This is a genomic window from Paludibacter sp. (genome assembly GCF_009712605.1).
Classification (GTDB): domain Bacteria; phylum Bacteroidota; class Bacteroidia; order Bacteroidales; family Paludibacteraceae; genus Microbacter.
On record NZ_WASO01000015.1, the window covers coordinates 286108 to 310087 of the forward strand.

At 41.9% G+C, this 23980-nt stretch carries 19 protein-coding genes and 1 pseudogene; 14 read left to right on the forward strand and 6 right to left on the reverse strand.

Going from position 1 to position 23980, the window contains the following annotated elements; genetic code table 11:
- Window positions 1–230: 230 nt before the first annotated feature.
- Both F8N35_RS13640 and F8N35_RS13645 read left to right on the forward strand, forming a co-directional pair.
- Window positions 231–2846, forward strand: a complete 2616-nt coding sequence (locus tag F8N35_RS13640) for a valine--tRNA ligase (RefSeq protein WP_293054104.1) — start codon at window positions 231–233, stop codon at window positions 2844–2846.
- Between the two features lie 2 nt (window positions 2847–2848).
- The gene (locus F8N35_RS13645) at window positions 2849–3640 is read left to right on the forward strand and encodes an inositol monophosphatase family protein (protein WP_293054107.1); all 792 of its coding nucleotides are present in this window, start codon (window positions 2849–2851) and stop codon (window positions 3638–3640) included.
- A 639-nt stretch (window positions 3641–4279) separates the two neighbouring features.
- Here the strand turns inward: F8N35_RS13645 and F8N35_RS13650 are convergent.
- The 3 genes and pseudogenes from F8N35_RS13650 to radC all read right to left on the reverse strand — a co-directional run bounded on the left by F8N35_RS13650 (window position 4280) and on the right by radC (window position 6700).
- Window positions 4280–4972, reverse strand: coding sequence for an OmpA family protein (locus F8N35_RS13650; protein WP_293054110.1), 693 nt, complete (start codon window positions 4970–4972; stop codon window positions 4280–4282).
- A 322-nt stretch (window positions 4973–5294) separates the two neighbouring features.
- Complete coding sequence (efp, locus tag F8N35_RS13655) at window positions 5295–5858, reverse strand: elongation factor P (protein WP_293054113.1); 564 nt, start codon at window positions 5856–5858, stop codon at window positions 5295–5297.
- A gap of 150 nt (window positions 5859–6008) precedes the next feature.
- A pseudogene (gene radC / locus F8N35_RS13660) lies at window positions 6009–6700 on the reverse strand (DNA repair protein RadC).
- A 317-nt stretch (window positions 6701–7017) separates the two neighbouring features.
- Between radC and F8N35_RS13665 the strand changes: the two are divergent.
- The 8 genes from F8N35_RS13665 (at window position 7018) to F8N35_RS13700 (ending at window position 12289) form a co-directional block, all read left to right on the forward strand.
- Window positions 7018–7611 carry a sigma-70 family RNA polymerase sigma factor gene (locus tag F8N35_RS13665; RefSeq protein ID WP_293054115.1) on the forward strand — a complete coding sequence of 198 codons (594 nt, stop codon included), beginning with the start codon at window positions 7018–7020 and terminating at the stop codon, window positions 7609–7611.
- Window positions 7612–7679: 68 nt separating this feature from the next.
- Entirely contained in the window at window positions 7680–7850 is a 171-nt protein-coding gene (locus tag F8N35_RS13670) for a hypothetical protein (protein ID WP_293054117.1), read from the forward strand.
- Window positions 7851–8048: 198 nt separating this feature from the next.
- Window positions 8049–9278, forward strand: a complete 1230-nt coding sequence (gene pepT, locus F8N35_RS13675) for a peptidase T (RefSeq protein WP_293054120.1) — start codon at window positions 8049–8051, stop codon at window positions 9276–9278.
- 42 nt (window positions 9279–9320) lie between these two features.
- The gene (gcvT, locus tag F8N35_RS13680; protein WP_293054582.1) at window positions 9321–10415 is read left to right on the forward strand and encodes a glycine cleavage system aminomethyltransferase GcvT; all 1095 of its coding nucleotides are present in this window, start codon (window positions 9321–9323) and stop codon (window positions 10413–10415) included.
- 115 nt (window positions 10416–10530) lie between these two features.
- On the forward strand, window positions 10531–10698 hold the full coding sequence (locus tag F8N35_RS13685; protein ID WP_068704278.1) for a 4Fe-4S binding protein: 168 nt from the start codon (window positions 10531–10533) through the stop codon (window positions 10696–10698).
- Window positions 10699–10769: 71 nt separating this feature from the next.
- A complete protein-coding gene (locus tag F8N35_RS13690) occupies window positions 10770–11141 on the forward strand; it encodes a GtrA family protein (RefSeq protein WP_068704691.1) in 372 nt (123 codons plus the stop codon).
- Window positions 11142–11201: 60 nt separating this feature from the next.
- Window positions 11202–11615 (forward strand): S4 domain-containing protein, encoded by a 414-nt coding sequence (locus F8N35_RS13695; RefSeq protein ID WP_293054127.1) that lies wholly within the window; start codon window positions 11202–11204, stop codon window positions 11613–11615.
- Between the two features lie 116 nt (window positions 11616–11731).
- Window positions 11732–12289 (forward strand): DUF4924 family protein, encoded by a 558-nt coding sequence (locus F8N35_RS13700; RefSeq protein ID WP_293054129.1) that lies wholly within the window; start codon window positions 11732–11734, stop codon window positions 12287–12289.
- A 58-nt stretch (window positions 12290–12347) separates the two neighbouring features.
- Here F8N35_RS13700 and F8N35_RS13705 read toward each other — a convergent pair whose 3' ends face one another.
- From F8N35_RS13705 to radA, 3 genes are read right to left on the reverse strand one after another with little or no spacing between them, the layout of a single operon-like run.
- Window positions 12348–13040 carry a hypothetical protein gene (locus F8N35_RS13705; RefSeq protein WP_293054132.1) on the reverse strand — a complete coding sequence of 231 codons (693 nt, stop codon included), beginning with the start codon at window positions 13038–13040 and terminating at the stop codon, window positions 12348–12350.
- On the reverse strand, window positions 13037–13615 hold the full coding sequence (locus F8N35_RS13710) for a DNA-3-methyladenine glycosylase I (RefSeq protein WP_293054135.1): 579 nt from the start codon (window positions 13613–13615) through the stop codon (window positions 13037–13039). The genes F8N35_RS13705 and F8N35_RS13710 overlap by 4 nt, the downstream gene beginning before the upstream one ends.
- 11 nt (window positions 13616–13626) lie before the next feature.
- On the reverse strand, window positions 13627–15000 hold the full coding sequence (radA, locus tag F8N35_RS13715; protein WP_293054138.1) for a DNA repair protein RadA: 1374 nt from the start codon (window positions 14998–15000) through the stop codon (window positions 13627–13629).
- 322 nt (window positions 15001–15322) lie between these two features.
- On the opposite strand from radA, the gene F8N35_RS13720 reads away from it, so the two are divergent.
- The 4 genes from F8N35_RS13720 to F8N35_RS13735 all read left to right on the forward strand — a co-directional run bounded on the left by F8N35_RS13720 (window position 15323) and on the right by F8N35_RS13735 (window position 23974).
- On the forward strand, window positions 15323–16834 hold the full coding sequence (locus F8N35_RS13720; protein ID WP_293054141.1) for an LptF/LptG family permease: 1512 nt from the start codon (window positions 15323–15325) through the stop codon (window positions 16832–16834).
- Window positions 16835–16919: 85 nt separating this feature from the next.
- Window positions 16920–18134: a bifunctional 3,4-dihydroxy-2-butanone-4-phosphate synthase/GTP cyclohydrolase II gene (locus tag F8N35_RS13725; RefSeq protein WP_293054143.1), complete on the forward strand. Its 1215-nt coding sequence runs from the start codon at window positions 16920–16922 to the stop codon at window positions 18132–18134.
- A gap of 816 nt (window positions 18135–18950) precedes the next feature.
- Window positions 18951–22019, forward strand: coding sequence for a TonB-dependent receptor (locus F8N35_RS13730; RefSeq protein ID WP_293054146.1), 3069 nt, complete (start codon window positions 18951–18953; stop codon window positions 22017–22019).
- 11 nt (window positions 22020–22030) lie between these two features.
- The gene (locus F8N35_RS13735) at window positions 22031–23974 is read left to right on the forward strand and encodes a RagB/SusD family nutrient uptake outer membrane protein (protein ID WP_293054149.1); all 1944 of its coding nucleotides are present in this window, start codon (window positions 22031–22033) and stop codon (window positions 23972–23974) included.
- Window positions 23975–23980 lie beyond the last annotated feature (6 nt).

The following is a 23980-nucleotide window of genomic DNA, read 5'->3' on the forward strand; positions in this document are numbered from 1 at the left end:
TAATATAAAACATAAATTTTCTGTTGGAGTTTTCAATGGATATATCTGCATTGGATTCTTTATGTGTTATGGTTAATTTGCTGAATGCCATTTGTCTTTTACTGCAATATGCATCCACAAATCTCCACATTTTCAAATCCTCAAATCTTCCTATTTCCTCGGATATTTTTTGTAATTTTGCAGGTCAAAACCGAAAGGTTATCTTGTTCACTAATAATCGCTTAACTTTTATGGAATTAGCAAGTAAATACAACCCCTCCGAAGTAGAATCGAAATGGTACCAGTATTGGCTGGATAACGGATTTTTCAAATCGAAACCCGACGGACGGGAACCTTATACTATCGTCATCCCTCCTCCCAACGTAACCGGTGTGTTGCACATGGGCCACATGCTCAACAATACCATTCAGGATATTTTGGTGCGTCGTGCCCGTATGCTGGGCAAGAATGCCTGCTGGGTGCCGGGAACCGACCACGCTTCTATTGCTACCGAAGCCAAAGTGGTGGGAAAACTTGCTGCCGAAGGAATCAAAAAGACCGACCTCTCCCGTGATGAGTTTTTGGAACATGCCTGGGAATGGACCCGCAAGCATGGCGGTATCATTCTGGAACAGTTGAAAAAGCTCGGCGCTTCCTGCGACTGGGATCGTACCTGTTTTACCATGGATGAGGCTCGTTCCGAAAGCGTTATCAAGGTGTTTGTCGATCTTTACAACAAAGGCTTGATCTACCGCGGCGTGCGCATGGTCAACTGGGATCCGAAGGCGCTGACCGCTCTTTCCGACGAAGAGGTGATCTACAAGGAACAAAACGGAAAATTGTATTACCTGCGCTATAAAATCGAGGGTGAAGAAGGTTATGCCGTTGTGGCAACTACCCGTCCCGAGACCATCATGGGCGATACTGCCATGTGTATCAACCCGAACGATCCGAAGAACACGCACCTGAAAGGTAAAAAGGTGATTGTTCCTTTGGTAAATCGTGCTATTCCGGTGATTGAAGACGACTACGTGGACATCGAGTTCGGTACCGGTTGCCTGAAAGTGACTCCTGCGCACGACGTGAACGACTATATGCTGGGCGAAAAATACAACTTGCCCTCTATTGATATTTTTAACGATAACGGAACATTGAGCGAAGCTGCCGGTTTGTATGTCGGCATGGATCGTTTCGATGTTCGCAAACAAATCGAGAAAGACCTGGCCGATGCCGGTCTGCTCGAAAAGGTGGAAGATTACACCAACAAGGTGGGTTTCTCTGAACGTACCAATGTGCCCATTGAACCGAAGCTTTCCATGCAGTGGTTCCTTAAGATGGAGCAACTCTCAAAACCGGCTCTCGAAGCGGTGATGAGCGACGAAATAAAACTGGTTCCCGCCAAATTCAAAAATACCTACCGTCATTGGATGGAGAACGTGAAGGACTGGTGTATCTCCCGTCAGTTGTGGTGGGGGCACCGTATCCCGGCCTATTTCCTTCCGAAGGGTGGGGTAGTGGTTGGCGAAACCAAAGAAGAGGCTTATCAAAATGCATTGGCCAAGGTGGACTATCCGTTGACAATTGACGAACTTCGTCAGGATGAGGATGTGCTCGATACCTGGTTCTCGTCGTGGTTGTGGCCGATCTCTGTTTTCGACGGCATCAATCACCCCGAAAACGAAGATGTGAATTACTATTACCCAACCAGCGACCTGGTTACCGGTCCTGATATTCTGTTCTTCTGGGTGGCCCGTATGATTATTTCGGGTTACGAATACCGTCAGAAGCCTTGTTTTAACAATGTTTACCTCACCGGTATCGTTCGCGACAAACAGGGCCGCAAGATGTCGAAATCGCTGGGTAACTCACCCGAACCGCTGAACCTGATCGAGCAGTTCGGTGCCGACGGTGTGCGTATGGGTATGATGCTGGCTGCGCCTGCCGGTAACGACGTGTTGTTCGACGAATCGCTTTGCGAACAGGGACGTAACTTCAATAACAAAATCTGGAATGCTCTCCGCCTTGTAAAAGGGTGGGAGGTTGCCGATATTGCACAACCCGAATCGTCTCAAATTGCTATCAAATGGTTCGACGCAAAATTGAGCCAAACTATTGAAGAAGTAGACGATCTGTTCGGTAAATACCGTTTGAGCGAAGCGTTAATGGCGGTTTACAAACTCTTCTGGGACGAGTTTTCGGCCTGGTATCTTGAGTTAATCAAACCGGCTTACCAGCAACCGATCGACAAAGCGACACTGGATGCAACTATCGGTTTCTTCGAAAAACTGCTGAAGATGCTCCATCCGTTTATGCCGTTTATCACCGAAGAGCTCTATCACGCTTTGGGTGAACGCGCCGAAACCGACAGTATCATGGTAAGTGTCATGCCGAAAGCAGGTGTAATCGATGAGGCATTGCTGGCCCAGTTCGAACAAACCAAAGAGATTATTGCGGGTATCCGTACCATCCGTCTCGAAAAGAACATTCCGAATAAGGAACAACTGGCCTTGCAGGTGGTTGGAAATGAAGCATTGGCTTTACCGTCGGTAGTAGAAAAAATGGCGAATCTTTCGGCGGTGGAAATCGTGGCCGAAAAAGTGGCAGGTGCCGGATCTTTTATGGTTGGTACTACCGAATATGCCGTGCCGCTCGGTTCTCTTATCGACGTGGAAGCCGAACTGAAAAAGCAACAGGAAGAGATCGCTTACCTCGAAGGCTTCCTTGTTTCGGTGAACAAGAAACTGAGCAACGAGAAATTTGTGGCCAATGCCAAACCCGAAGTTGTGGCTAACGAACGTAAAAAACTGGCCGATGCCGAAAGCAAAATCGCTTCGCTGAAAGAGAGCATCGCCGCATTGTCGAAATAAGAATGGATTACGAAGAACTTTGCCTTTCCGTTTGCGAAATTGCCCGGAAGGCTGGCGGTTTTATAGCCAATGAACGCAAGCATTTTAGTCTGGATAAGGTTGAAAGTAAAGGCTTGCACGATTTGGTGAGCTACGTGGATAAGACCTCCGAAAAAGTGATTATCGAAGCGCTTTCGACATTACTGCCCGAGTCGGGCTTTATTGCCGAAGAGGGTACTTCCAATAAAAAAGGGGAACGTTTCAACTGGGTAATCGATCCGTTGGACGGAACCACCAACTTTATTCAGGGCGTACCGGTTTATGCCGTTAGCATCGGATTGCTCGAAGGAGAAGAACTGGTGCTAGGTGTGGTGTATGAAATTTGCCGCGACGAGTGTTTCTTTTCGTGGAAAGGAGGCAAAGCCTATTTGAACGGCGACGAGATTCACGTTTCGAAAACCTCTGAAATGCACGATGCTTTACTGGCAACGGGCTTTCCTTATTCCAACTTCTCGCAACTCGATAGTTACATGGGGTTATTGAAGTGGTTGCTGACAGAAGCCCGTGGCGTACGTCGTCTGGGTTCTGCCGCTACCGATCTGGCTTACGTGGCCTGTGGTCGTTTCGATGCATTTTTCGAATACGATCTTAAACCGTGGGATGTTGCCGCTGGTGCATTTATCGTGCTACAGGCAGGTGGAAAGATTGCAGATTTCAACCGTGGAGAAAGTTATCTCTTCGGAGGTGAGATTATAGCATCCAATGCTCCGTTGCTTGCTGAAATGCAGCAGAAGGTAGATGAGTTTATGAATTGATCAAGCAGATCCAATCTTTGGAGGTGTTGCTGTTTCCTCTTGATTACAGGATTAATTTGCTTTTTGCCTGCGGCAAGGCCTTACTTTTTGCGCCAAAAAGTAAGCAAAAACATTGACGGAAAGAACTCGTTCGCTCGGCCATGAAACATTTTTCCATAACCAAACGTTGGTAACTGGCCTACTCACTCAAACAGCTTTCCGTCTGTTTGGTATTCTTTGTTTATCCTTCGGATCTGGTTGTTCATAGATCATAAAAATATTTCGATTCTATTTTTAAGTGTCTTGCTCATGCAGATTGGAGCGGCCTTGTCCGATGAGCCAAAAAACAAGAGAAGCGACGCAAAAATCGTCCTTGTTTGAAGTTATCGACGGAAGGAGATAACGAGTTTGGGCGATTTTCGTCGATGAGCGCCAGTTTTTTGAGCGAAGCGGGCATAGCCTTGACTTTTTTGTTTACTTTTTGTGTCAAGGCAAAAAGTAAAAGCAGGCCTGGGTTTCTATATGTAAAAAAATTATATGTTACAGATAGAAGATCATGTTGATGTGTTGTCCTGGGCTTAGGGAAATTTGAGTACGCATAAAAAAGCGGTCGTTCTGCATAAGCAAAACGACCGCTTTTTTATGTTGCAAACGTTCGGTTTATTTCAATGTGCCGTCATTAGCTTGTTGAATCATAGTCGAGTTAGCCGAGATGAAAACTTCTACGCGACGGTTTTGTGCACGACCTGCTGCTGTACTGTTGTTAGCTACAGGATTGTCCCATGCTTTACCAATTGTTGAAAGACGAGCACTTTCGATACCACTGTTGTTCAGGTATTGTCCAACCGCATTGGCACGTTCCTGTGATAAGCGCTGATTAAGTGCCAAACTTCCGGTATTGTCTGTATATCCGTAGATAGTAACGTCTGTTTGAGCATTGTTTTTCAATGAAGCGGCAAATTTGGTAAGAGCATCTTTTGAAGAAGTGCTGAGGGTACTTTTACCTGTGCTGAACAGGATTCCTTCAGCAAAAGTTACTTTGATAGCTTCGAGGTTGTTTGCGTCTTTTACGGTTTCAACCTGAGCGCCCTGTATTTTTGCCAGTTCTTCTTTTTGTTTGTCCATTTTCTTGCCGATGATTACACCGGTAGTAGCACCAACGGCTGTACCTACAGCAGCACCGATAATAGCGCCTTTGCCTTTTCCGAACAATGCGCCTACGCCGGCACCAAGTGCTGCACCTGCACCACCACCCAAAAGTCCGCCTTTAGCAGTATTGCTCATGCTTGCACAACCTGACACTAGAATAGCTCCACAAAGAGCTAACGAAATAATTACATTTGATTTTTTCATTGCCATATAAATTAATTGATGTTTTTTTGTTTTTGCAAATATTAGCTTCTGCAAAAATACTGTTTATTTTTCTCTTTATACTTTGGAAATTAGTTGTTTATGTTTACTTGTGTATGCTGAAGTCTTAGAATTGCACAAGCCTGATTTCAGTCTGCAAAAATAAGGCAAAAAATAAGGTTTTCTATCTCATTTTCATAAAAAATGATGAATTGTATTGATCACTTTCTCTGATGAAATATGCTTCCTTGTTTGGATAGATGTAAAAAAATAAGGCAGGAAACTGAACATCAGCTTCCTGCCTTAGGAGAATTTTGTTTGGCAATTATTTTGCTCTTTCTACGTATGAACCGTCACGCGTATCAACCTTGATCTTTTCGCCTGTTTCGATAAACAGAGGAACGCGAACGGTAGCCCCGGTTTCAACTGTAGCCGGTTTCAATGTGTTAGTAGCGGTATCACCTTTCAGACCCGGTTCTGTATAGGTAATCTGCAATACAACATGAGTTGCAACGTCAGCATACAAAACAGTTTCCGATTCTGCATGTGTTACTACTTCAACAGATTCGCCTTCTTTCAAAAAGTCAACGCCATTGATTAATGATTTCTGAATGGAAATTTGTTCAAATGTCTCGTTGTTCATGAAGTTGTAACCCATATCGTCCTGATAGAGGTATTGATAAGGACGGCGTTCGATACGGACTTCGTCTACCTTGACACCGGAGTTGAAAGTTTTGTCGATTACACGACCAGATTGTACGTTTTTCAGTTTTGTACGAACGAAAGCCGGACCTTTACCTGGTTTTACGTGAAGGAATTCAACTATAAAGTAAAACTGGCCATCAATGTCGAGGCACATTCCGTTTCTGAAATCAGCTGTTGTTGCCATAAAAGGTTACTGTGGTTTGATATTGTTAGTGTCCTGTTAAATCTATATAGTTTGATATCAGGCTACTATTGATTATTAAAATTGTTCGGATTTGGACGACAAAGATAGTTCTATTTGGCGAATTTACAAAGGCTTTGCGTGTTGAAATACCTACAGCATTCCGTTGTCGGCAAAACTGTAATAATTTTTGTGTCCGATTATCAGATGATCCAGGAGCGAAATGTCGACGATTTTGCAGGCTTCCGAAAGCTTTTGCGTTATTTTGATGTCTTGCTGGCTTGGTTCAATATTTCCTGACGGATGGTTATGTCCGACAATGATACCGGCAGCAAGTTTGTCAATGGCCGTTTTTAGTACCAAAGGTATTTCCACAACGGTTTGTCCGGTTCCGCCTTGCGTGAGTTTTACCTGTCCAATGATTTTGTTCGCCCGGTTGAGCAGAAGCATCCAGAACTCTTCGTGGGGGAGATCGGCCATTTTTGAATGTAGTACTTCGAATACATCTTCACTGGCAAGCACTTTTTTCTTTTCGGCAGGTTGAGCAGCCTTTCTCCGTCTTCCCAGTTCCATTGCGGCGGCAATTGTAATCGCTTTGGCGCTGCCGATGCCTTTGAAGTTTTTTATGAGGGATTGGATGCTAAGTTTGCCCAGTTCGTCGAGGTTAAACTCCACGGAGTGCAGGATGCGTTGCGACAACTCCACTGCCGACTCGCAGGCATTGCCCGATTCTATGATAATTGCAAGCAGTTCGGCATCAGAAAGTGATTGAGCCCTTTTAGTAAAAACTTTTCTCTTGGACGATCTTCTTCTTTCCATTCCTTGATATTCAGGTGCTTGTTCATTGGTATATGTGTTGTTTGTGCAAAGATAAAATATTAAGTTTAATATATAATATAAGGATTGGTTAAATTTGTTTCGGCGGAATTGCTGTAAATGAAATGCAATGTGGGTAATTGATGACGTAGTCTTTTGATTACGGGCTAAAACTGAAATGTTTAAATAATTTAAATAACATAAAAACCACTGCTTTTACTACAGTCGGATGTTGGTTTGCTTTTAAGAAATTGTATCTTTGTTGCAGTTAATTAATTGTTATTCACATTCTAATTCTACTTGCCTATTGACCAACGTTTACTTTTGAACCCTAAATTTAAAAGTAATGCCTATCAATTTGTTGGAAAAGACAGATGATGAGTTGGTGCACCTTTACTTCAAAGGTGATCACGATGCTTTTGCTGTGTTAATGAGCAGGCATCAGGACAAAGTTTATACGTACATTTACCTTCTCGTACGTAATCGTCAGTTGGCAGAAGATCTCTTTCAGGATACCTTTATTAAAGTAGTCACTTCTATCAAGCAGCAGCGTTATGCTGACAATGGAAAATTTGTGGCCTGGGTGAACCGGATTGCACACAATCTTATTATCGATTACTTCCGTCGCGAACAGGGAGAAAATACCCTTTCACACACCGACTTTGACTATGATGTTTTCAATAATGTCAGGTTGAGTGATTCCACGGTTGAAGAAGAGATGGTGCGTGAACAGCTGATGTGTAATGTCGCGCGAATGATTGATTTTTTGCCTGATACTCAGCAGGAAGTTGTTCGGATGCGATTTTATGAAGATCTGAGTTTTAAGGAAATAGCCGACAAAACAGGTGTGAGCATCAATACGGCGCTGGGTAGGATGCGGTATGCTCTTATCAATATGCGAAAGATGGCAGAGGAAAATAACATGGTTTTGAATATTTAACTTACGGAGAATAATATAAGCAGGGTTTGTGCGTTTATTGTATATAACTAAAAACCAAAACCGTGCCTATGAGAAAAAAATACTCTTCCCAATCACATTCAAATACGCTCAAAAAAGAAGTTTCGCCAATACAGTTATCGCCAAGTAAAGCTGTTGTAGACCGTATTCTTGCTTTTTCCTCTTCCTACTGGACAGCAAGCGGTTTAGACGGAGTAAATGTAGAGCTTATTTTGAATTAAAGCACAAGATCGGGCTGGAGCCTGAAATGTGAAATAAAAAATGTCGGTACAACTTATTTTGTGCCGACATTTTTTATCTTTGTATCCGTTTTCTTACAAATTGTAATTCAATATATTAAATTGTAACATTCAGTTATATAGTTTGTTGTATTGTGTTCGTTTGGCGGAGACGTTTATAATTGCACAAAAAAAATAATTATGTATTCCAAATTAGTAGATCGTTTTCTGAAATACGTGTCGTTTGTGACTACATCCGACGAAAAAACAGGTCTGACTCCCAGCACTCCGGGACAGTTGATTTTTGCAAATTACCTTGCAGATGAGTTGAAAAACATAGGTTTGATAGATGTTTCGGTAAGCGAGTACGGATATGTGATGGGAACACTTCCTTCCAATACAGATCTTGCTGTGCCGACTATCGGATTTATAGCTCATATGGATACTAGTCCTGATATGACTGGTAAACACCCGAAACCACGCATTGTGAAGCAATACGACGGTAGTGACATTGTTCTGGACAAAGAAGAAAATATTGTACTTGCTCCGTCCGAATTTCCTGAATTGCTTCAGTATAAAGGACAGGACATAATTGTTACTGATGGTAAGACCTTGCTGGGTGCCGATGATAAGGCCGGAATTGCAGAAATTATGACGGCACTTGAAAATCTGGTTGCCAATCCTTCTTTGAAACACGGGAAAATCCGCGTGGCGTTTACTCCTGACGAAGAGATTGGCATGGGAGCTTCCAAGTTTGACGTAGAGAAATTTGCAGCAGACTGGGCTTATACGCTCGACGGTGGAGAAATTGGTGAACTTGAATACGAAAATTTCAATGCGGCCGCAGCTACGGTTACGTTCAAAGGCCGCAATGTGCATCCCGGATATGCAAAGCATAAAATGTTGAATTCTATGCGTGTAGCCAATCAGTTTGCGGGAATGCTGCCACGTCACGAAACTCCAGAGCATACAGAAGGATACGAAGGTTTTTATCACCTCACTTCTATGGAAGGAAACGTGGAAAAAACGACTCTGACCTATATTATAAGAGATCATGATCGTGATCGTTTTGAGAAACGTAAAAAAGAGGTGCAGCATTTGGTCAATAAGATCAATTCTGAGTTTCCGGGTTGTGCTTCGGTAGAGCTGAAGGATCAGTATTTCAATATGCGAGAGAAAATAGAACCGGTTATGCATATTGTGACAATCGCGGAAGAAGCGATGAAAGAGGTGGGCGTAAAACCGAACGTGAAAGCTATTCGCGGAGGAACAGACGGATCTCAACTGTCGTTCAAAGGATTGCCTTGCCCTAATATTTTTGCAGGTGGCCATAATTTCCACGGTCGCTTCGAGTATGTGCCTATTCCATCGATGCAGAAAGCGGTAGATGTGATCCTGAAGATTGTGGAAAAAGTAGCAGGTGTCAACTAATTCAATGCCGGATTTTGAAAATTCAACCCTTACAATAATATGATTAAGACAACTCCATTTACAGAAAAACACATCGCGTTGGGAGCTAAAATGGCTGCTTTTGCGGGTTATAATATGCCCATAGAATATAGCGGAATTACAGACGAACACATGACTGTACGTCAGGGTGTCGGAGTATTTGATGTGTCGCACATGGGCGAATTTTGGGTGAAGGGCGAAAAAGCGTTGCCTTTTCTTCAGCGGATTACATCCAATGACGTATCTGTATTGCCTGTTGGTAAAGCGCAATATTCCTGTTTTCCGAATGGAAAAGGCGGTATTGTGGACGACTTGCTGGTATATCATTACGAGCCGCAAAAATATATGCTGGTGGTGAATGCTGCCAATATTGACAAAGACTGGAACTGGTGTGTGCAAAACAACACGGAAGGTGCCGACCTTGAAAACGCGTCCGACCGTATGGCGCAATTGGCGGTACAAGGCCCGAAAGCGGTTGAAGTTCTGCAAAAGCTCACTGCTGTCGATTTGTCATCTATCGCTTATTATGCATTCACAACCGGAGAATTTGCCGGAGTGAAAGACGTTATCATTTCCAATACGGGTTATACGGGAGCCGGAGGTTTCGAGCTCTATTTCTATCCTGAACAGGCCGATATTATCTGGAATGCAATTTTTGAGACAGGGAAAGAGTACGGTATTAAACCGATAGGACTTGGTGCCCGGGATACATTGCGTTTGGAAATGGGCTTTGCGCTTTATGGCAATGATATAGATGACACCACTTCTCCCATTGAGGCGGGTCTCGGATGGATTACCAAATTTGTCGACGGTAAGAATTTTATCGACAGACCTTTGTTGGAAAAACAAAAGGCAGATGGTGTGAGCCGTCGTTTAGTTGGCTTTATCCTAACGGAGAGAGGTATTCCGCGTCATGATTATCCGATTGTAGATGCAGAAGGTCGTGTTATCGGCAAAGTAACCTCGGGAACTCAGTCTCCGGTTTTGAAAGGTGGTATCGGAATGGGGTATGTGGAAACCGCGTTCGCGAAGCCCGAAACACAGATTTTTATCAGCATTCGTAATAAGCCCGTTGCAGCTAAAGTAGTTAAGCCTCCTTTCTGCAAAGGAGCACTCTAAAATGACCTTTTGAGTTTTGCTTTTTTTGCAAAAATAAACGCTTTGGACTTGTATCTTGCTCCAAAATGCTTTATTTTTGTGTCGCAAATTAGTACTAATTAAAAATTTCACAAAAATGGCTCACGTAATTTCAGAAGATTGTATTGCATGTGGTTCTTGTATCAGTGAATGTCCTGTTGAAGCTATCAGCGAAGGCGATATCTATGTAATCGACCCGGATATTTGCACAGATTGCGGAACATGTGCTGATGTTTGTCCTTCAGAAGCAATTCATCCGGCATAACATGCACTATTGCAAGCATTTAAAACCACCTCACGGAGGTGGTTTTTTTGTATCTGCATACCATTAAAGATATGTTAGCACAATTTGTAAAGTTTTGTGTGGTAGGAGCTTCCGGTACGGTGATCGATTTCGGTCTGACGTATCTTTTTAAAGAGAAGGTTCACCTCAATAAGTATATTTCCAATTCTATCGGGTTTCTCTCGGCGGCAACATCCAATTATATCCTGAACCGGATATGGTCGTTCGAGAACCACAATCCTGCTATAGGAGAGCAATACATGCTCTTCATGTCCATCTCTCTTCTGGGGCTTTTAATCAACAACGGCGTTATTTATCTGTTGACGAAAAAACTTCACATGAATTTTTATGTTGCCAAGGTAATTGCGACGGGAGTGGTTACGTTGTGGAATTTCGTGATGAATTATTTATTTACGTTCCGGTAAATTTGACTGTCTTTTACTTCGAGAAACAGCAATTTTCTCTCTGATTTTTTAATCTGCAATATGAAAAACGAAGCGCGTATAGATAAATGGCTGTGGGCGATGCGGTTGTTTAAAACACGCACCATTGCAGCCGAAGCTTGTAAAAAGGGTAGGGTGATGATTCTGCAAACAGCGGTAAAACCTTCCCGGAATATCAAAGTGGGTGATGTGATCCAGGTGAAACGTTCGCCGGTCGTTTATTCATTCAAGGTGCTTGCCCTTACAGAAAATAGGTTGGGAGCCAAGTTGGTTCCCGAATACATGGAAAATGTGACAACGGCTGATCAGTTGGAGTTGCTTGAACTGTCGAAAGTGGCAGGTTTTGTGGGGCGCGACCGAGGAACCGGAAGGCCAACCAAGAAAGATCGCCGCGATTTGGATGCTTTTATGGATGATGATGCACCTTTCTTTGCCGATGGAGACTGGGAAGATTAAAATGATTCCAAATTTCAGGTTTCAATATTTCACACTCTGTTGTCCGAATTAAATACATTTGGATCAACAGAGTTAATTCTCTCCTTTTCTAATTCTCAAATTTTCAAATTGATACTATGTTTATTGCACAGCAAAAGCGAAAAGAAAATATTGCCGAATATGTTCTCTATATGTGGCAACTCGAAGATTTGATCCGTGCCTATAAGCTCGATATTGAAACGATTGCGGAAAATGTGATCGATAAAATGGCTTATGGAGAAGCGGAAAAAGCTCAGATTCGCGACTGGTACGAAAGTTTGATTGAGATGATGCGTTTGGAAGGTGTGCAGGAAAAAGGACATTTGCAATTGGTGAAAAATACCGTGTCGGATGTAACCGATTTGCATTATGCTTTGCTAAAATCTCCCAAATATCCCGGATATAGTGCTCTTTTTTATCAGACATTACCTGTTATAGGAGCTTTTCGTCAACGGCAGGATAATCCTGATGCAGAAGATATTGAGCTGTGTTTTGTGTTTCTGTATGGGGTCTTGTTGCTTCGTTTGCAAAAGAAAGAGATTTCGCAGGATACGCAGATTGCCCTTACTCAAATAAGTAAGTTACTTGCACAGTTGTCTCACAATTATAAGCTTTATCTGAATAACGAACTGGAGCTGGCCGAACCGGAACTGTGAGGTGAACATTCAGTGTTTAATATCGTTCGAGGCTATGGGTGTTTCGACGATTAGAAATTCATTTATTCAATTCGTCTATAATTGTAAAGATTGATGATACTGCGCTTTTTGCAACTGAAATATTCACGGTGTCATTTTTAACTTTTTCTCGTGATAAATGTACTAAGTTCCGGAACTCTCTTAAAAAGTCACTAAGTCTACTTATACCTGATTTCAATAAATTGTTTTCCTCGCAAATTTTGATATAATCAATAAAATTGTTTTTGGATTTTATTTGCTTCGCTTCTAAAAATAGTCTGAGGATTTCTTCAATTACTCCACCCGATATTATTACAGATTCTTTGTAAAATCCAAGATTTAATAATGAGTGTGCAGTTCCAATGTCTCTTAAAATTATTCCTCTTTTAAAATCGTCTTTAATGAACTTGTTTAGTCTTTTGCTTAAAGTCGTTTTGTCAACCCTGTACTCATTTTTAATAAAATTCCACGCGATGTCTGCCCTTGGCTTTTTTGTCGTAGGGGAAGCTTTAGCTTTTTGTTCAAATTCATCCAAATATGTCCAAATTGTACTATAGATAGTTGGCTCAGAGAAATCGATTTTATCTTTTAATTCTTCAATTAATTGTAATTTAATTGATAAAATTTCATCATCTAGTAGTACGAAACTTCCTGTTTTAGTATTCATTCTGTTTTCTTCATCTTTTATTTTTCCCGCTTGCCCCTCACTGTAGGTTAAAGGAAATCGTCTCAATTTTCGTTAGTCGTTACTTCTTCGTGTCTGAAGCAGCACACTAAGTGATCGTTGATCATCCCGGCAGCCTGCATATAGGCGTAGCAGATAGTGGTGCCCACGAATTTGAATCCCCGTTTTTTTAGATCTTTGCTCATGGCGTCCGATTCGGCAGTAGAGACAGGCGTTGTTTTCATGTCCGTGATGCCGTGATCAATGGTTTTGCCTCCGGTGAATTGCCAGATGTAACGATCGAAGGAGCCGAATTCTTTTTGTACCTGCATAAAGGCTCGTGCGTTGGTGATAGTTGCGAGGATTTTTAGCCGGTTGCGGATAATGCCTTCGTCCTGCATTAAGGATTCCACTTTTGTCTCGTCATAATCAGCTATCAGCCTGTAATCGAAATTATCAAAAGCCTTTCTGAAATTCTCCCGTTTGTTGAGGATCGTATTCCAGCTCAGTCCTGCCTGAAAGCTGTCGAGCACGATAAACTCGAAATGACGTGCGTCATCATGCAGCGGAACACCCCATTCGGTGTCGTGATATTCAATTGCCAGCGTGTGGTTTGCCGGCCATGGGCAACGTTGTTTTTCCATTATGTTTTGCGTTATTGTTTTCCGAATAGCACTCTGAAGGCGTCTTCCACTTTCTTGGCTTTGATCACTTCGATGGAGAAGCGGGTGTTTTTGTCGGACTTGTGTAGGTTGTAGTCGGGGATGATGATTTTCTTGAAACCCAGTTTCTCTGCTTCGAGGATGCGTTGCTCAATGCGGTTTACCGGACGGATTTCACCTGAAAGTCCCACTTCGCCAGCCATGCAGATGTGTCGCTCAAGTGCAATGTCCATGCTGGATGAGAGGATCGAAGTGATAATAGCCAGATCGATAGCGGGGTCGTTTACTTTCAATCCGCCGGCAATGTTCAAAAAGACATCTTTTTGTGCCAATTTGAAGCCGGCTCTTTTTTCAAGGACAGCCAACAGCATGTTCATACGGCGAATGTCAAACCCGGTGGAGGAGCGTTGCGGTGTGCCATAAGCGGCTGTACTTACTAATGCCTGTGCCTCAATGAGAAAAGGACGGATGCCTTCGATGGCCGAAGCAATGGCAACACCACTGAGTCCTTCGTGATTCTGCGACAGCAGGAGTTCTGACGGATTTGTCACCTCGCGCAGTCCGTTTTGCAGCATTTCAAAGATACCCAGTTCGGCGGTACTTCCGAAACGGTTTTTGTTGGCGCGGAGGATGCGGTACATATAATTCTGATCGCCTTCGAACTGAAGCACTGTATCCACAATGTGTTCCAGGACTTTCGGACCGGCAATGCTACCTTCCTTATTAATATGGCCGATAAGCAGTACCGGTATGCCACTCTCTTTGGCAAATTTGAGCAGCGCAGCAGAACATTCCCGCACCTGTGTTACGCTACCGGGGGACGATTCCGCATACTCCGTGGAAATGGTCTGGATAGAATCGATTACCACGATATCGGGCTGAACGTTTTTTATGTGAACAAATATCTGCTCGAGAGAAGTCTCACTTACCACAAAGCATTCCGAAGCAGGTTTAAGCAGTCTTTCGGAACGTAATTTCAGCTGTTTCACACTCTCTTCACCAGATACATATAGCACTTTTTTATTGACCATGTTGAGTGCAACCTGAAGAATCAGGGTCGATTTGCCAATGCCGGGTTCGCCACCCAGTAAAACCAGCGAGCCACCTACCAGACCACCACCCAACACCCGGTTGAACTCGGCGGAATAGGTGTCCATGCGTTGTTCGGTGGTGCTCTCCACTTCTTCAATACGAACAGGCCTGGATTGGGTCGCTTCTACGTTGTGTACCGCTTTGGATGGGGTATCTTTACGAACCACTTCCTCCACGTAACTGTTCCACTCTCCGCATGAAGGGCATTTCCCAATCCATTTCGGAGATTCAGCACCACAATTCTGACATACGTAAACCGATTTTATTTTAGCCATTTTCAAAAATATTTATCTGCAAAGGTAATAGTTCTGTCCTAATTAAAGAGCAAAGAAGATTGTCCGGATATATTTTGTTCTTTTTATAACATAGAAATTTCGCTTATTCATTTATTTTTGTTCAAAGTTTAGTTTCTGCGTACGTTGTTTGTAATCACCTTAATTTTTCGTATTTATACACCTGTCGGAGCGTAATAGTAATCAGCAAAAAATTAAGCCGGCTTAAAGCTAAACCGATCTTTTTTCTTTAATCTTTGCTCTTTGTTCTTATCTTGTCATATTGATAGATTAACTGTACCTTTGTTGCTGAAAGAAATATGTCATGCGAATACTAAAACGAATTGATTCATATACACTTGCTAATTTTATAAGGCTGTTTTCGGCAACCTTTTTTATCTGCCTGTTTGTCTTTTTGATGCAGTTCCTCTGGAAATATGTCGACGATATGGTAGGGAAGGGGCTGGGTATTTCAGTGCTTGCGGAATTTTTTATGTATGCCGCAGTGTCGCTTGTGCCGTTGGCATTACCGATGTCCATCATGCTTGCTTCACTAATGTCGTATGGCAATATGGGAGAACAACTCGAACTGTTGGCAATGAAATCGGCAGGAATCTCTTTGTTTCGGATTATGCGACCTCTTATCATTGTTATCTCAATGGTATGTGTGGGGGCATTTTTCTTCTCGAACTATGTTTTGCCTAAGAGTCAGATAAAGATGTATACTCTTTTGATCTCTATGAAGCAAAAATCACCCGAGCTGGAAATTCCGACAGGCGAATTTTATAAAGGAATCAGTGGATACACGCTTTATGTGGGAGGCAAAGATTTAAAAGGACAGCTACTCAAAAATGTGATAGTGTACGATTTCTCCAACGGTTTCAGCAATGCATCGGTAATGTTGGCCGACTCTGGCCGCCTGGTGATGAGTAGCGATAAGCACTTTCTTACTTTTAGTCTGTATAGTGGCGAATCATTTGAGAACCTGCAACAGCAACAAACGATGACCCCGGAGACAAAGGTTCCCTACAGGCGCGAAATATTTTCGAAAAAGCAGATCATTATCGATTTTGATGCCAGTTTTACCCGTTTTAATGAATCGTTGTTGAAAAACGAGCAAATCAGTAAGAATGTGATTGAGCTTGATCATACCATTGATTCTATTAACAAAGAGATCAAAAAGATAATCAAACAGCGTACGGTTGTGAATAATCAGAATCAGTATCTGAACAGAATGAATCATATTCCTTTCCATCAGGCAACAGCTAAGAATTTCAGGTTCGAAAAATACAATACCGATACGCTTTTTATGTCTCTTAGCCAGGATGAAAAGAAAACTGCAGTAAGTAATGCCCTGAGTGAGGTAGAGCGTTCAAAAGGAGAGATGACCTTTACGAACATGGATATAAAAGAAAAGCAGATGAACCTCCGTCGCCATTCAATCGAATGGCATCGCAAATTTGCGTTGTCGTTTGCCTGCCTTATCTTTTTCTTTATAGGGGTGCCTCTCGGAGCCATTATCCGTAAAGGAGGTTTTGGTATGCCGGTGGTGATCTCTGTTTTAATGTTCATCTTTTACTATATTATCGACAATGCCGGTACAAAAATGGCACGCGAAGGTTTTTGGCCCGCATGGAGAGGCATGTGGCTTAGCTCTGCTATTTTGTTGCCGATCGGAATATTTTTGACATATAAGGCTGTGGGCGATTCTGTTATTATGAATCCGGATGCATATTTGCAGTTGATAAAGACCGGCCGAAAACGTTTGGCAGGCTATTTGTTGCAAGGAAAAAGATACGTGAACAAACTGTTACGCAAGACCTCTAAAAACAAATAAATTGTTGTGGGCGTATCCGGTCACGATCGAGTGATTTCTGATTGCGACATAATATTTTGCTTATTTATTCTATACAACATATAATATGGAACAATTTCAATTAAATACTATAGATGAGGCTATTGAGGAAATTCGCAATGGCAAATTTGTTATCGTGGTAGATGATGAGGATCGCGAAAATGAAGGCGATTTTATCTGTGCTGCCGAGTTGATAACTCCAGAAAAGGTGAACTTCATGATTACACACGGACGTGGCCTGGTGTGTGCGCCTCTTACTGAAGAACGTTGTGACGAATTGTCACTACCAATGCAGGCTGAGGACAACACCTCTATTCATGGTACACCTTTTACTGTTTCGGTCGATTTGCTGGAGCATGGATGTACCACGGGAGTTTCGGCTTTTGACCGTGCGGCTACAATCAAAGCATTGTGCGATCCCTCAATTCTTCCTACCGACTTAGGTCGTCCCGGGCATATCTTCCCGTTAAGAGCACGCAGTCGTGGTGTTCTACGCAGAGCAGGGCATACCGAAGCAGCTGTTGATTTGGCTCAACTGGCTGGACTTTCTCCGGCAGGTGTGTTGGTGGAGATTATTAACGAAGATGGCTCAATGGCGCGTTTGCCTCAGTTGATGGAGGTTGCCAAGAAATTTGACCTGAAGGTGGTTTCAGTGAAAGACCTGATAACTTACCGTCTGGAACGAGAGTCGTTGGTAGAAAAAGGCGAAGAGGTGATGATGCCCACCGCTTACGGCGAGTTTCACCTGATTCCTTTCCGTCAGAAATCGAACGGACTGGAGCATGTAGCTCTGATTAAGGGAGAATGGGATCAGGATGAACCGATTTTGGTGCGCGTACATTCTTCGTGTATGACCGGTGATATTTTCGGTTCGATGCGTTGCGAGTGCGGCGAACAGCTTCACAAAGCCATGCAAATGATCGAAAAAGAGGGTAAAGGCGTTGTGGTGTATATGAATCAGGAAGGTCGAGGCATTGGCCTGATGAACAAAATAAAAGCATACAAGTTGCAGGAAAACGGAATGGATACCGTGGATGCAAACCTTCATTTGGGCTTCAAAGCCGATGAACGTGATTACGGAGTTGGTGCACAGATATTACGTGAGCTGGGGATTACCCAAATGAGACTGATGACCAATAATCCGGTAAAGCGTATCGGTCTGGAATCTTACGGACTTACTATTGTGGAGAATGTTCCTATCGAAGTTACACCCAATGAACACAATGCATTTTACATGCACACTAAAAAAGAACGTATGGGACACGTGTTGAAAAAGATTTGATAGTAGTAGATACAATAATCGCTTATAAATGAAACGGGCGAACTTACATTAGTAGGTTCGCCCGTTCTTTTTTATTCGTTGGAATTTCATGTGGCTGTATTCGCATTGGATTATATGCACTATTGAAAATGGGAAATCAGAAACAACCATGTGTAGTAAGAGTCATTTTCTTTCTCTAATATTTTCATATTAAATTTTGCATTGCCGTTTCCTGTTCTCTTTTGTCCTTTTTTTTGACCATTGGATGGTTAGTGTGAAATATTGACATAGTTTTGTTAATTAGAATAAATGTGCTCGATAAGTTAACAGGTTTTGTTTGATTGAATAATTTAAGGATTAGATATGCTCAAAATTGAAAATTAAATATCTAAAATCAAAAGATAAAAAGAGCAAAAAAATAGACTTTTGCAACATACATTAACCTTAGGTTTAGACCCCCGAATACTATGCAATTCATATCTTTTATCCCCATTTATATGCGTAATTGGGCACTTTCTATCCCTGGTGCATCTATTTTCCTTCTATTAAGGCATTTATCTCAAATGAGACCGTTCTGTTTTGTTCAAATAATCAATCTTAATTTTATGTAACAATGAAGACACTTAATGATGACAGTTGAGACCCAAAATGCTTTTAAGCGGTAGATAAAATATTGTCTATCTAAAAAATTAATTAACCATACAAAATCATTGAATAGTAAATAGTTTAATATGTTAAATTTCTAATACAATGAAGCATAATTACAAAAATGTGCCAATTCGTTTTCTAAAAAATAACATTAGGAGAATGATACTGGTAAGATTTTTAATCTTATCTATGCTTTTTATATGTTCTGCATTGCAGGCACAGGACAGACGTACTGTTAAAGGTCAAGTACTTGATGAAAAAAAGGAACCTTTAATTGGAGCTACTGTAACTGTAAAAGGTAATAAGTCGATAGGTACGGTTACAGATATTGACGGAAAGTTCACCCTGAATATTCCGGCAAAACAACCGATTCTTGTTATCTCCTTCGTTAGTTATGAAACTAAGGAGGTAAATACAACCGGCAAAAACAATATTTCGATAGAAATGACTAACAGTAGCGTTAGTTTGGAAGATGTTGTTGTTGTTGGTTATGGACAACAAAAGAAGACAACCCTTGTAGGAGCTATCACGCAAACAGACGGGAAGGTGCTTGAACGTGCCGGAGGTGTCTCGAATGTGGGTGCAGCATTGACCGGGAATTTGCCGGGTGTTGTTACTATGCAAACATCGGGGGTTCCGGGCGCAGAAGATCCTAAGATCATAATTCGTGGTTCCAGCTCGTGGAATAACAGTGATCCCTTAGTCTTGGTAGATGGTATTGAACGTCCGATGAGCGGCGTGGATATTAATTCGGTGCAATCTATCTCTGTATTAAAAGATGCTTCGGCAACTGCTGTATATGGGGTAAAGGGAGCAAATGGTGTTATCCTTATTACAACCAAACGCGGTCAGGAAGGACGTGCTAAGATTGATGTTGGCTTCTCGACAACATTAAAGACTGTCTCTAAATTGCCTAATAAATTGGATTCTTACGATGCTTTGATGGCACGTAATGTTGCTATAGAGCATGAATTGGCTCTTACCCCCGAATCTTGGGCGTATATTAAACCGCAAGATATTATTAGAAAGTATCGTTATCCAGCCAATGTGACGGAAGCTGAACGTTATCCGAATGTTGATTGGCAGAAGGAGCTTTTTAAAAATTATACAACCTCGAATAATGTCAATATTAATATAATGGGAGGAACAAGCTTTGTGAAATACTTCGCATCTGCCGATTATGTTCGCGAAGGTGACTTGTTCAAAATTTGGGACAATGGTCGTAACTATAAATCGGGTTATGGGTATAATCGATTGAATGTACGTAGCAATCTCGACTTTCAGTTAACCAAAACCACTGGATTAAAAGTGAATATTGCAGGTTCTAATGCATTAAGCAAAAGGCCTTGGGGTAATACCAATACCTCTGATTGGGCTGTCGCTCAACAATGGGCGGGGGCATATAACATTGCTCCGGATGTTTTCTTGCCTAAATATTCGGATGGAACCTGGGGGTATTATCCCAATGTTTCCAATGTAACAAACTCGGCTGAGGCCTTGTCTGTTGGTGGTGTGCAGACGCTTACCAATACCCGTATTACTACCGACTTTGCATTGGAACAAGATTTGAAGTTTATTACCAAAGGATTGAGCTTTAGAGGGGCACTGTCTTTCGACAATGCGTTTGCCGATAGTGGACGAGGAATAAATGACCTGTACCACGATGCCCCACAGAAGTGGATTGATCCAGATACCGGTGTGGCTTCTTATAGTACAGATTACGATAAGAATAATAAGTTTGATTATGCTCAGGGCGTTCTGTGGTCTACCTCGGGTGGATCTGTATCTGATTATTCAACTTATCGTAATGTAAATTATCAAATGCAGTTAAACTGGGCTCGTAAACTAGGGCTCAATAATGTCACAGCAATGGGGTTGTTTCAGCGTCAGGAAACAGCAACTGGTAGCGTAATACCAAGTTATAGAGAAGATTGGGTGTTTCGTGTAACATATAATTTCTCCGACAAATATTTTGCCGAATATAATGGAGCTTACAATGGTTCTGAAAAATTTGCAGCCAAAAATCGTTTCGGGTTCTTTAATTCGGGTGCTATCGGCTGGTTGGTTTCTCAGGAAAATTTTATGAAACCAATTAAGTTTCTTGATATGTTAAAAGTCAGAGCATCTTTGGGTGAAATCGGAGATGATAGCGGAGGTCGTTTCCTTTACATGTCTCAATGGTCGACTGGTGGTGCAACCAATATGAGCTTAAACGGAAATGCCAGCCCTTATTCTTGGTATAGAGAGGCTACCGTAGGTAATCCTGATGTAAACTGGGAAAAAGTAAGGAAACTTAATATAGGTGCCGATTATGCATTTCTGCAAGGATTGATTGCTGGAACTGTTGATGTTTTTCAAGATAATCGAAGAGATATTCTTGTGGATGGAAATAGTCGTTCGGTTCCTTCTTATTTTGGTCAAAGTCCGGCTACTGCTAATCTGGGAAAAGTGCGTACCAATGGGTATGAAATTGAAGTACGTCTGAATAAAACATTTAAGAATAAAATGCATTTGTGGGGTAATTTCAGTATGACCCATGCTAAAAATATAATTTTGGTAAAAGATGACCCGGCATTGTTGCCTGCATATCAAAAAGCAGCCGGCTATAGTATTGGTCAGTATAAAGCATATGTCAGTTCTGGGTATGTCAACAACTATGACCAGATCTATGGAAGTACTCAGCACGACAAAAATGATATGGCAAAATTGCCAGGCGATTACAATGTATTGGATTTCAATGGCGATGGGGTAATCGATAGTAAAGATAATATACCTTATGGATATTCAGGTTCTCCACAGAATACTTACAATGCAACTCTTGGTTGCGAATGGAAAGGTTTGAGTCTATACCTGCAATTCTATGGTGTCAATAATGTAACTCGTGATGTGAATTTGGTAAGTTTTGGTTCAAAGTTGAATACTGTATATGACCAAGGTACTTGGTGGTCGAAGGAAAATCCGACAGCCGATGTTACAGTGCCTCGCTGGTCGTCTACTCCAAGTTACAACACAGGAACACAATATTTATATGACGGTTCGTATATCCGTTTGAAAAATGCTGAAATTGCATATACTGTTGATGGTAAAAAACTTAGACGGTTTGGGATGAGCAGTTTGAAGGTTTATCTTAATGGAAATAACCTTTGGGTGTGGTCAAGAATGCCTGATGATCGTGAATCGAATTACGGTGGTGCAAGTGGACAGGGAGCTTATCCTACGGTGAAGCGATTTAATTTAGGTCTTAAAATAACATTATAATTTAGAGTGCGATGAAAAAAATATATAAGACTTTGTTTTGGGGTGGTTCACTATTACTGATATTGGTATTTGCCTCTTGTACATCGTATTTGGACAAATCACCAGACTCAAACGTAGACCCAACGGCAGCTTTTAAAAATTTCACTAATTTTCAAGGGTTTGTAGAGGAGATGTATAATTGTATCCCCGATAAGGAAAACAATTATTGGACCACCTCTTGGAACTGGGGTGATGATGAAATGTTTAATACAGAAGGTGACTGGCATATGACTCATCAGGTAGATCTTGGCAACTTCTGGGCATGGCAAGCTGAAAATCAGTCACAGTCAGGATGTTGGTTAGATAAAGGGTCTGTCAATTCTACATCTACAGATAGAATGTCTCATGCCTTGTGGCCACATGCTTGGTACTGTATTCGTAAAGCAAATATTGGTTTGGCCAATCTCGATAAAATGACAGAAGCTACGCAAGAAGAAAGAAATCTGGTAGCCGGACAGTTATACTTCTTTAGGGCTTGGTGGCATTTTGAGTTGATGGAATATCTGGGTGGGCTACCATATATAACTAAGGTTCTTTCTTCCAGTGAAAAATTAACGTTGCCACGTCTTAGTTATCAGCAATGTGCCGACAGTGCGGCCGCTGATTTTAGAAGAGCTGCTGATTTACTGCCTATAGACTGGGATAAAACGGTGGCAGGTAAAAATACGTTGAATAAGAATCAGTTGCGTATTACAAAAATTGCAGCGCTTGGTTATCTGGGTAAAGATTATTTATGGGCAGGAAGTCCATTAATGAAAAATGGAGCTCAGACAGGTGGTTCTAAAACGTATGATTACGATGTTAATTATTGCAAGAAAGCGGCCGAAGCTTTCGGTGAGTTGCTCTCTTTGGTAGAAAGTAATCAAACTCAGTATGCTTTGGCTCAGTTTAATTACAAAGACATCTATAACCACATTAAAGCAAGCGATGCTACCAGTTGTTTTTCCGATATCTTTTATACCACGGGACAAGGATGGTTGCAACCAGGTTCTACCGAGGCAATCCTCCGGGGTACTTATCCCGGCGTGAATTCTGCTTGCTATCGTTTGGCTCAGACTTTTGGCCCTAAAATAAATCAAGTTGTGGAAGGCGATAATATTATTCACCAACCGACAGCCAATTATGTGAAATTTTATGGAATGGCTAACGGTTTGCCTTTGGATGATCCGGACTCAGGTTTTGATCCTACTCATCCGTTTAAAAATCGCGATCCGCGTTTCTACCATGATATTATGTTTGACGGCTTTAAGTTTGTGAATGGTACTATGCCTGCAGCTCAGGAAAATCTACGTTACCTAACCCTTTCGTCCAATGCATTAGAAAGATCGTTGAATAATGGTAGTCGTACCGGTTATTTTATCCAAAAGTTGGTTCCTCACCAGTGCAATAAGTACGATGGAATGTATAACTGGAGTGGTAACCTTGAGTGTCAGTTGCCATATATGCGTTTGGGAGATATTTATTTAATGTATGCAGAAGCTTGTGCAGCTATTGGTGGAGCCACAGCAAAAGCAAGTGATTTTTCTAAAACAGCAGAACAGGCCATTAATACAATTCGTGATCGTGCAGGTTCTGGTCATGTAAATGCAAAGTATACTGCGGATCCGCACAAGTTTATGGATGAAGTTAGAAGAGAGCGTGCGGTAGAGTTGTCGTTTGAAGGTTACCGTTTCAATGACTTACAAAGATGGTTGTTGTTGACCGAATATCCCTACAACGTCAAGACTTCTCAAGAGTTTGATCGGGTAGAAAGTGACGATTTCTTCAAAACAAATGATCCGAGGAACGCCCGGGTGGCTAACTTTAGAGAACAGGTTATCGTAACCCGTCTATTTGGAACGAAACACTATTGGTTCCCACTGAAAATTAAAGATACCTCAATGTATCCGTCATTTGGGCAGAACCCTGGGTGGTAATTCAAT

Coding starts and splice junctions, on each gene's coding strand:
- F8N35_RS13640 (WP_293054104.1), top strand. CDS start 231: ATGGAATTAGCAAGTAAATACAACCCCTCCGAAGTAGAATCGAAATGG.
- F8N35_RS13645 (WP_293054107.1), top strand. CDS start 2,849: ATGGATTACGAAGAACTTTGCCTTTCCGTTTGCGAAATTGCCCGGAAG.
- F8N35_RS13650 (WP_293054110.1), bottom strand. CDS start 4,972: ATGAAAAAATCAAATGTAATTATTTCGTTAGCTCTTTGTGGAGCTATT.
- efp (WP_293054113.1), bottom strand. CDS start 5,858: ATGGCAACAACAGCTGATTTCAGAAACGGAATGTGCCTCGACATTGAT.
- F8N35_RS13665 (WP_293054115.1), top strand. CDS start 7,018: ATGCCTATCAATTTGTTGGAAAAGACAGATGATGAGTTGGTGCACCTT.
- F8N35_RS13670 (WP_293054117.1), top strand. CDS start 7,680: ATGAGAAAAAAATACTCTTCCCAATCACATTCAAATACGCTCAAAAAA.
- pepT (WP_293054120.1), top strand. CDS start 8,049: ATGTATTCCAAATTAGTAGATCGTTTTCTGAAATACGTGTCGTTTGTG.
- F8N35_RS13685 (WP_068704278.1), top strand. CDS start 10,531: ATGGCTCACGTAATTTCAGAAGATTGTATTGCATGTGGTTCTTGTATC.
- F8N35_RS13690 (WP_068704691.1), top strand. CDS start 10,770: ATGTTAGCACAATTTGTAAAGTTTTGTGTGGTAGGAGCTTCCGGTACG.
- F8N35_RS13695 (WP_293054127.1), top strand. CDS start 11,202: ATGAAAAACGAAGCGCGTATAGATAAATGGCTGTGGGCGATGCGGTTG.
- F8N35_RS13700 (WP_293054129.1), top strand. CDS start 11,732: ATGTTTATTGCACAGCAAAAGCGAAAAGAAAATATTGCCGAATATGTT.
- F8N35_RS13710 (WP_293054135.1), bottom strand. CDS start 13,615: ATGGAAAAACAACGTTGCCCATGGCCGGCAAACCACACGCTGGCAATT.
- radA (WP_293054138.1), bottom strand. CDS start 15,000: ATGGCTAAAATAAAATCGGTTTACGTATGTCAGAATTGTGGTGCTGAA.
- F8N35_RS13720 (WP_293054141.1), top strand. CDS start 15,323: ATGCGAATACTAAAACGAATTGATTCATATACACTTGCTAATTTTATA.
- F8N35_RS13725 (WP_293054143.1), top strand. CDS start 16,920: ATGGAACAATTTCAATTAAATACTATAGATGAGGCTATTGAGGAAATT.
- F8N35_RS13730 (WP_293054146.1), top strand. CDS start 18,951: ATGCTTTTTATATGTTCTGCATTGCAGGCACAGGACAGACGTACTGTT.
- F8N35_RS13735 (WP_293054149.1), top strand. CDS start 22,031: ATGAAAAAAATATATAAGACTTTGTTTTGGGGTGGTTCACTATTACTG.